This is a genomic window from Microcoleus sp. BM001215392, assembly GCF_036700185.1.
GTDB lineage: Bacteria > Cyanobacteriota > Cyanobacteriia > Cyanobacteriales > Microcoleaceae > Microcoleus.
Genome location: NZ_JAUBOJ010000111.1, coordinates 1 through 3,351 on the forward strand (window position 1 = coordinate 1; position 3,351 = coordinate 3,351).

Consider the following 3,351-nt stretch of genomic DNA (forward strand, 5'->3'; position numbering starts at 1 on the left):
AGCATGACCGTAGTCAATATGGGATTATAACTAATAACTTATATGCGGTCATGCTTCGCCCTCTTTAAAAGCGAGATGCACCCGGAAAACCTATCAAAAATAGACGCTGCGATTGCTTCGTTCCTCGCAATGACAATCTTAAATGAAGCCTATTGGGTTATAATATATCTCTCCATAAAAGCCTGTAGAGGGCAGCCAAAATGCCTGCTCCACAAGACTTTTTAGAGATTTTCCTAAAGACGAAATTTTATGTCTGAAAATTCCCCAAAAACCTCAGCGGAAATGGAAGCGATCGCCCGATCGCCCAATCTTGTTGAAATCAACAAAGAAATCCGCGACTTGATTATAGATTATGCCATTGGATCTGCAATTCTGGGACTCAACCCGCTGCCGGGAAGTATGACGGTGACGCTGCTGGTGGCGAGCCTGTTGCTGTTAAAAATGATGCGGGATATTGGGGCAAAATGGGGCTATCCAAAAGGTCAAGATGCGCTGGCGATCGGAGGCAATTTGTTCGGGGGTTTGGGTTCTTTTTGGGCAGCGTTTATGGCTTGGATATCGATGTATGGTTTGGGTTTGTTTGTGCCGTTTGTGGGCGGTTTTGCGGTGGCTTCGTCGCTGTTTGCACTGACTTGGAGGGTGGGACAGGCGACGCATCTTTATTATGCTAGCGGCCGCCAAATGGATGCAGCGGAACTCAAGGAAGTTTTCGATAGTTCTCAACCGGAAGGGGCGGCTTTGTTTGAGGCGAATATTGGGGCGATCGCCTCTCCCGAGCTAGTAGCAGAAAATTCGATTAAATCCCTGACTGATGCCTTGATAAATGGTAATATAAGTCAAGAGGAGTTTGAGGAAAAAATTAAAGACATTCTTGATTAAGACCTGTTACTCACATAAAACCATGAAATTCTCCCTTGATGTAGAAAACAACCCCGCAGGTTGGCCAGATCACACTCAGCTACCAGAATCCGACGGCACTTTTGTGAAAAACTTTCAAGAACATCCCCAAAGCATTCTGTTAACGGATTCTATTACTCCGATCCTCCAAACCATTCATCCAGATGCTGATTACTGTATCGGTCAAGATAGCGGGATTTATTGGCGATTGACAGATCCGCTAGAAAAGGGTGCAGAAGCACCGGACTGGTTTTATGTGCCAAATGTCCCGCCAACATTTGACGGTCAAGTGCGTCGTTCTTATGTGATGTGGCAAGAGTTTATAGCACCGTTAGTTGTGTTAGAATTTGTGTCGGGCAATGGTGCACAAGAACGAGATAGAACGCCTTTGTTGCGAACTGGTCAACAGGAAACTAAACCTGGCAAATTCTGGATTTATGAAAATGTCATCCGTCCGGAATTTTACGGAATTTATGAAGTCACTAAGGCGAGTGTTGAAGTTTACCATTTAGTAGACCGCAGCTATCATTTAGTTCCGGCAAACTCGCGCGGTCATTATCCAATTCCACCGTTAGGAGTGGAATTGGGAATTTGGCAGGGAAGGTATCAAAATGTTGAGTTACCTTGGCTGCGCTGGTGGGATAGTGAAGGGAATCTGCTGTTAACTGGCTTTGAAAGAGTTGAGGAAGAACAACAAATAGCTGAACAAGAACGGCAACGAGCCGAACAAGAACGGCAAAGGGCCGATCGCGCTCAAGAAGAATTAGAGCAATTGCGCGCTCAGTTGCGATCGGCTGGAATTGAACCCCAATTGTGAGGGAAACCTTTGTTGACAGGGGACTGTATTAGGAAAGCAGCAATCAAGGACGAGTTGAGAAACCGGGTTTTTTACGACAATCATTCATTGCAGCCAGCAGATTAGCTAAAAAACCCATTTTTTGGTATTGATATAGCGGTTCTCAAAAAAGTGAGGTATCCCTTATACTCTATGCCCTATGCCCTATGCCCCAGGCCCTCTTTGCCCGATGCCCGATGCCCGATGCCCGATGCCCGATGCCCGATGCCCATCAGTACCTCATCTTTCTGAGAAAGACTATATTTAGAGTTAGTGTATGACCAAGTATATTGCAACAAAAATTACCCGCAGACAACTGTTGCTCGGAGGATTGGCGGCCGCGTCAGCAGCTACCGCAATACCGGAATATTTGCGCCGGAAAGCCAAGGGCGATCGCCAGAAACAAGTTTTAGCTTTACTCAACGACAGAGAAGCCAATAGGATTTTCTTGAAAAGCTTAGAAGCCGATGCGAAAAAAATTACTGAAGCGCGGCGAATTCAAGCATCTGTCAAACTATCTCCGCCGCCAATTCCCTACAACCGCGAGATTTCTAAACTGCTGATTTTGTGCAGCAAATTGGCAACGCAGCAATACTTCAAAGGCAAGATAGAGCCTAGCTATGACGGTAACATTAAATCGCTGCCAGCTTATACGACTAAGTTGAAAGACTACACTCTAGTTGCGGCGATTAAAGGAGAAGAAGCCAATATCTCGGAAGAAATCGAGGTGGAAATTCCGCAGCAGGCGACTTCCCCAAATGGGGAAATCGATCCGATCGGCAAAAATGTAGGTACTGCGGAAAGAGTCATCAAAAATACTGCAAGGGAGGTTGTTAAAATTAATCGCAAAATTCCGGTTTATTTTGGTTTTGTCCTCAGTTCAAAAAAACACAATATTATTGTCTTTCGCGGCACGCAAAGAACTATCGAATGGGTACTCAATATCAATGCTGTCTACGCTACAAAAGAAAGTAAGGTTTTCAGTAAGTCTTACGGTAAAATTCATCCCGGTTTTTCAACCATCTACAGCAATATTGCGGCTCAAACGCTGGAAATTGCCAAAAAGCTGAATCCGTCGGTTCCTTGCTATGTATCGGGCCACAGTTTGGGTGCTGCGATCGCGACTTTGGCTGCGATCGACATTGCAGTAAATGTTCCTCGGTTGAAAAAGCAGGTGCAGTTGTATACTTATGGCAGTCCGAGGGTGGGCGATCGGGTGTTTGCGAGGGATCACAATCGAGTTGTACCGAACAGCTATCGAGTGGTAAATTTGGCGGATGCAATTACGCTGGTGCCTTTTACGGTATTCTTTAAAACTGAATACGTGCACGTGGGTGAGGAGTGGGCTTTTTTGGCGCCTAATGGGGATGTGATGCCGAATCACGTGGTGGATAGTTACAGAAGTGCGATCGACAAACAAGTCGAAACCAACAAACCCCGAACCTCCCCAAATTCCGGGTTAAAATAGGTTGGTAGCTAATAGCAAATAATCCGGGCGAATAGAATTGGCACGCCAAACAAACGAAGTCCGCGGAGGCGGACTCAACAAAATAGATAAATGCCCATTTAAGTTCGGGCGAATAGCGAATAGTCCGGGCGAATAGAATTCGCACGCCAAA

At 45.7% G+C, this 3,351-nt stretch carries 3 protein-coding genes; all 3 read left to right on the forward strand.

All coding sequences use genetic code 11. The annotated features are described in order from the left end of the window. The first annotated feature begins 249 nt into the window (after positions 1–249). The 3 genes from QT974_RS14160 (at position 250) to QT974_RS14170 (ending at position 3,200) form a co-directional block, all read left to right on the forward strand. Positions 250–879 carry a hypothetical protein gene (locus tag QT974_RS14160; protein WP_333469106.1) on the forward strand — a complete coding sequence of 210 codons (630 nt, stop codon included), beginning with the start codon at positions 250–252 and terminating at the stop codon, positions 877–879. Positions 880–901: 22 nt separating this feature from the next. Continuing rightward, positions 902–1,714, forward strand: coding sequence for a Uma2 family endonuclease (locus QT974_RS14165; RefSeq protein ID WP_333469107.1), 813 nt, complete (start codon positions 902–904; stop codon positions 1,712–1,714). A gap of 295 nt (positions 1,715–2,009) precedes the next feature. After that, a complete protein-coding gene (locus QT974_RS14170; protein ID WP_333469108.1) occupies positions 2,010–3,200 on the forward strand; it encodes a lipase family protein in 1,191 nt (396 codons plus the stop codon). The last annotated feature ends 151 nt before the right edge of the window (positions 3,201–3,351 follow it).